This is a genomic window from Quisquiliibacterium sp. (genome assembly GCF_982640115.1).
Genome location: NZ_CEXFHW010000270.1, coordinates 1 through 3,607, shown reverse-complemented (window position 1 = coordinate 3,607; position 3,607 = coordinate 1). Strand labels below are relative to the sequence as shown.

At 64.7% G+C, this 3,607-nt stretch carries 4 protein-coding genes; all 4 read right to left on the bottom strand.

The window, feature by feature from the left end:
* Window positions 1-70 precede the first annotated feature (70 nt).
* Window positions 71-973: a GDP-mannose 4,6-dehydratase gene (locus AC2H6A_RS18690; protein ID WP_484275227.1), complete on the bottom strand. Its 903-nt coding sequence runs from the start codon at window positions 971-973 to the stop codon at window positions 71-73.
* Between the two features lies 1 nt (window position 974).
* Window positions 975-2,012, bottom strand: a complete 1,038-nt coding sequence (gmd, locus tag AC2H6A_RS18685) for a GDP-mannose 4,6-dehydratase (protein ID WP_484275226.1) — start codon at window positions 2,010-2,012, stop codon at window positions 975-977.
* Window positions 2,013-2,023: 11 nt separating this feature from the next.
* A complete protein-coding gene (locus tag AC2H6A_RS18680) occupies window positions 2,024-3,262 on the bottom strand; it encodes a class I SAM-dependent methyltransferase (protein ID WP_484275225.1) in 1,239 nt (412 codons plus the stop codon).
* A 16-nt stretch (window positions 3,263-3,278) separates the two neighbouring features.
* Window positions 3,279-3,607: hypothetical protein (locus tag AC2H6A_RS18675; RefSeq protein WP_484275224.1), on the bottom strand; the 329-nt coding region annotated here is incomplete at its 5' end.

Genomic DNA, 3,607 nt, shown 5'->3' with positions numbered 1-3,607 from the left:
GTGACTCTCTGCGATTCGGCGTAGAAATCGTCCTATATTTTTGTCATTATCGCGAACCTTGTCCCCAACTTCAGGAAGCCACTGCATTGGCATACATCCAACTGAGAGTATCTTCAATCGAGGAGTGATCCTGTGTCCCGATGGTGCTGCGCAGGCGCGTAATGCTCCCCACGAGACGCGGGATCTCGTTTGTCCGTAAGAAGGCCGGGTTCACATCCACCGCGATCTGGTAGCCCGCGATCTTGGCCATCCGGTCAAGGATCGAGCGTAGCGAGTATGCTGTGCCGCAGCATACATTCACCACCAAGCCTTGCGCGGGCGCTTCAAGCAGGAGCCGGTAGCTGCGGCATAACGCGCGCACATCGGAGAACTCGCGCTCTACATCGAGGCGGCCGAGTTCGATGCGCGGCAGACGGCCGGCGAAGTGGTTCACGATCTTGGGAATCACGAAGTGGTCACTCTGGCCCACCCCGGTGTAGTTGAAGGGGCGGGTGATCACGATTGGCAGCCGGTCGAACCATGTCGCTGAGAGATGCTCCATCGCCAGCTTGGAACTTGCGTAGTGACTCACTGGTTTCGGACATAGGCTTTCGTCGAGCACCTCGCGGTCTGCAGCGCCATAGACCTGCGCACTGCTCGCCAGCAGCACCTTGCGTGGTTGCAAGTGTTCGGCGACCAATGCCTCGAGCAGATAAAGACTGGCGAAGAGGTTGACTCGGTAGAAGCTCTGGGGATCGCCTTCCTGCACATGGCTGAGCCCGGCGAGATGGACGACATAGTCGGGCCGTACCCGGGCAAGCAGATCGCGGACATCGGATGGCCGGGTGAGGTCACAGCGGTGCTGCGCATGGGCCAGTGCGGGGCCTGATTCGCGGCAACCCTCCACCCGGTAGCCCGCGGCCAGCAATTCCGCGGCCATGTGGGCGCCGGTGAAGCCTGCCGCGCCGGTGATCAGGACGGTGCCGCGGCTCATGTCAGAAGGAGACGCCAACCCGGTTCCGCTGGAGATCGGCCTTGACCATCATGTCGCAGAGCTGCTCGAGGGTGGTGTGGGCCTGCCAACCAAGCATCGTGCGCGCTTTGGCGGGGTTGCCGATCAGCAGATCAACCTCCGCCGGCCGGTAGAACGCTGGGTTCACCCGTACCACGGTCTTGCCGCTAGCGGAGTCCACGCCGTACTCGGCGTCGGCGCTGCCATGCCAGGCGATGCTGATGCCTGCGGCCTTGAAGGCCATATCGGTAAAGTCCCTCACGGTCACGGTGCGGCTGGTGGCCAGCACGAAGGTGTCGGGTTGCTCCGCTTGCAGGATGCGCCACATGCCTTCCACATACTCGCGCGCGAAGCCCCAGTCTCGCTTGGCATCGAGGTTGCCCAGCTCGAGCACATCGAGCTTGCCCAGGCTGATGCGCGCCACCGCGTCGGTGATCTTGCGGGTGACGAACTCTTTCCCGCGCAGCGGCGATTCATGGTTGAACAGGATGCCGCTGCTGCCGAAGATGCCGAAGCTCTCGCGGTAGTTGAGCGTCATCCAGTGCGCGTAGAGTTTGGCCACGCCGTAGGGGCTGCGCGGGTAGAAGCGGGTGTTCTCGTCCTGGGGCACCGCCTGCACCAGGCCGAACATCTCGGAGGTGGAGGCCTGGTAGAAGCGGATGGCCGGATTCACCAGGCGGATGGCCTCCAGCAGGTTGACCGCGCCCAGGCCGGTGATCATTCCGGTGGTGATTGGCTGGTCGAAAGACACGCCCACATAGCTCTGTGCGGCCAGGTTGTAGACCTCACTGACATCGGCACGCTCGATCAGCCGGATGCTGGAGCCAGGATCGATGAGGTCGTACTCGACAAGCGTCAGGTTGGGATGGGACCGCACCCCGAGCTCTTCCAGGCGCCAGAAGTTCACTGAGCTGGTTCTGCGATAGGTGCCCAGCACCTTGTAGCCTTTCGCCAGCAGGAGCTCGGTGAGATAGGCCCCATCCTGGCCCGTGATACCCGTAATGACTGCGGTCTTCGTCATCGTCAGGGGCCTCAGACGATCTCGATTTCGGGGAAGGGGAAGATCATGCGGCCGCCGTTGCTCAGGTATTCCTTCTCGCGCCGCAGGATGCCATCCTTGAAGTGCCAAGGCAGCACGAGGAAGTAGTCGGGCTTCATGGCCCGGGCATCGGCCTCGGACACGATCGGGATGTGCGTGCCCGGGGTGTAGGCGCCGAACTTGTCGGGGTTCACCTCGGCGATGGCCGGGATGTCCTGGGCGGTCAGGCCGCAGAACTGCAGCACCACATTGCCCTTGGTGGAGGCGCCGTAGCCCAGGATCTTCTTGCCGTCGGCATTGAGCGCGCGGATGAGCCGGGTGAGGTCGTCGCGGTGGCGGAACACCCGCTCCTCGAACTCGCGGAAGGGCTTGGGCGTGGACAGGCCCATGCGGTCTTCCTGCTCGAGCAGCCAGTTCACCACCGCGTCATTGGCGCGGATGGAGCGGTTCTCGGCCCGCGCCGCGGTGACCGCGAAGCTGCCGCCATTGACCGCATTCATGACCACATCCACCAGCCGCAGCCCGGCCTTCCCCAGGATGTACTTCACCACGCCCAGCGAGTAGTACTCGATGTGTTCGTGGCAGATGGTGTCGTAGGAGTTCAGCCGCAGCATCGAGGGCATGTAGCTCTGCTCGAAGTGCCACACCCCGTCGGCCGCCAGGATGGAGGCCACCTCGCGCGCGAACTGCACCGGCGACTCCAGGTCGTAGAACATGGCGATCGAGGTGACGATGCGCGCCGGGTGCTTCTCCACCGAGGCATAGGCCGCGGCCGAGAAGAAGTCGGGCACCAGCGCCACATCGGCCGGGTAGTACTGCTGGAACTTGCGGCCGGTGGGGTCGATGCCCACCCGGCGCAGCCCCCCGGTGCGGTAGGCCTTCAGCGTGGTGCAGTCATTGCTGCCGATGTCGACCACCACATCGCCGGCGTTGAGCGGCACCAGGCGCTCCAGGTAGGCCACCTTGTCGGTGAGGTGGTTGACCATCGACTGGTTCAGCCCCGAGCGGTAACCGTAGTTGTCGCCGTACATCTCGGAGGGCTCGTAGGAGTGGTTCAGCTGCAGCAGCCCGCTCTCGGGGCACCACACCAGCTGCAGCGGCCCCTCGGTGACCGGCGTGGCCGGCGAGCGCGGGAACACCCCGGTGAGCGCCTGGAAACCGAGGTCCAGCACGGGCACGAGGTGGCGGCTGCCGCTCACGCGGCAGGCTTCGATCTGGCGGTAGTTGGTCATGGATGAGCGGGTTGGGTCAGGGTTGGGTCGGGAAGGCCCGGAAGACCTCGGCCACGGGGACCTTGGCAGCCGGTTTGCCCTCGGCGTGGGCGGCTTCATACAGGGCGCGCAACTGCGGCACGGCGCGACCGAAGGCCGGGAGATGCTTGAATCGTGCCACCACCCGGGCAGGCGAGAAGAACTCGGCATTGCCCTCGGGGTCTTCGGTGAGCAGGGCCTGCCAGAAGTGCAGCACCCCGGGCAGGTTGTGCTCGCGCCAGCGGTCCACCTCGGCGGGGCTTGCGCCCAGCCGCTCGGCGCGGTCGAACACCTCGGGCAGGCGCTCGAGGATCCAGAGCGGCGCAT

Coding starts and splice junctions, on each gene's coding strand:
- AC2H6A_RS18690 (WP_484275227.1), bottom strand. CDS start 973: ATGAGCCGCGGCACCGTCCTGATCACCGGCGCGGCAGGCTTCACCGGC.
- AC2H6A_RS18680 (WP_484275225.1), bottom strand. CDS start 3,262: ATGACCAACTACCGCCAGATCGAAGCCTGCCGCGTGAGCGGCAGCCGC.
- gmd (WP_484275226.1), bottom strand. CDS start 2,012: ATGACGAAGACCGCAGTCATTACGGGTATCACGGGCCAGGATGGGGCC.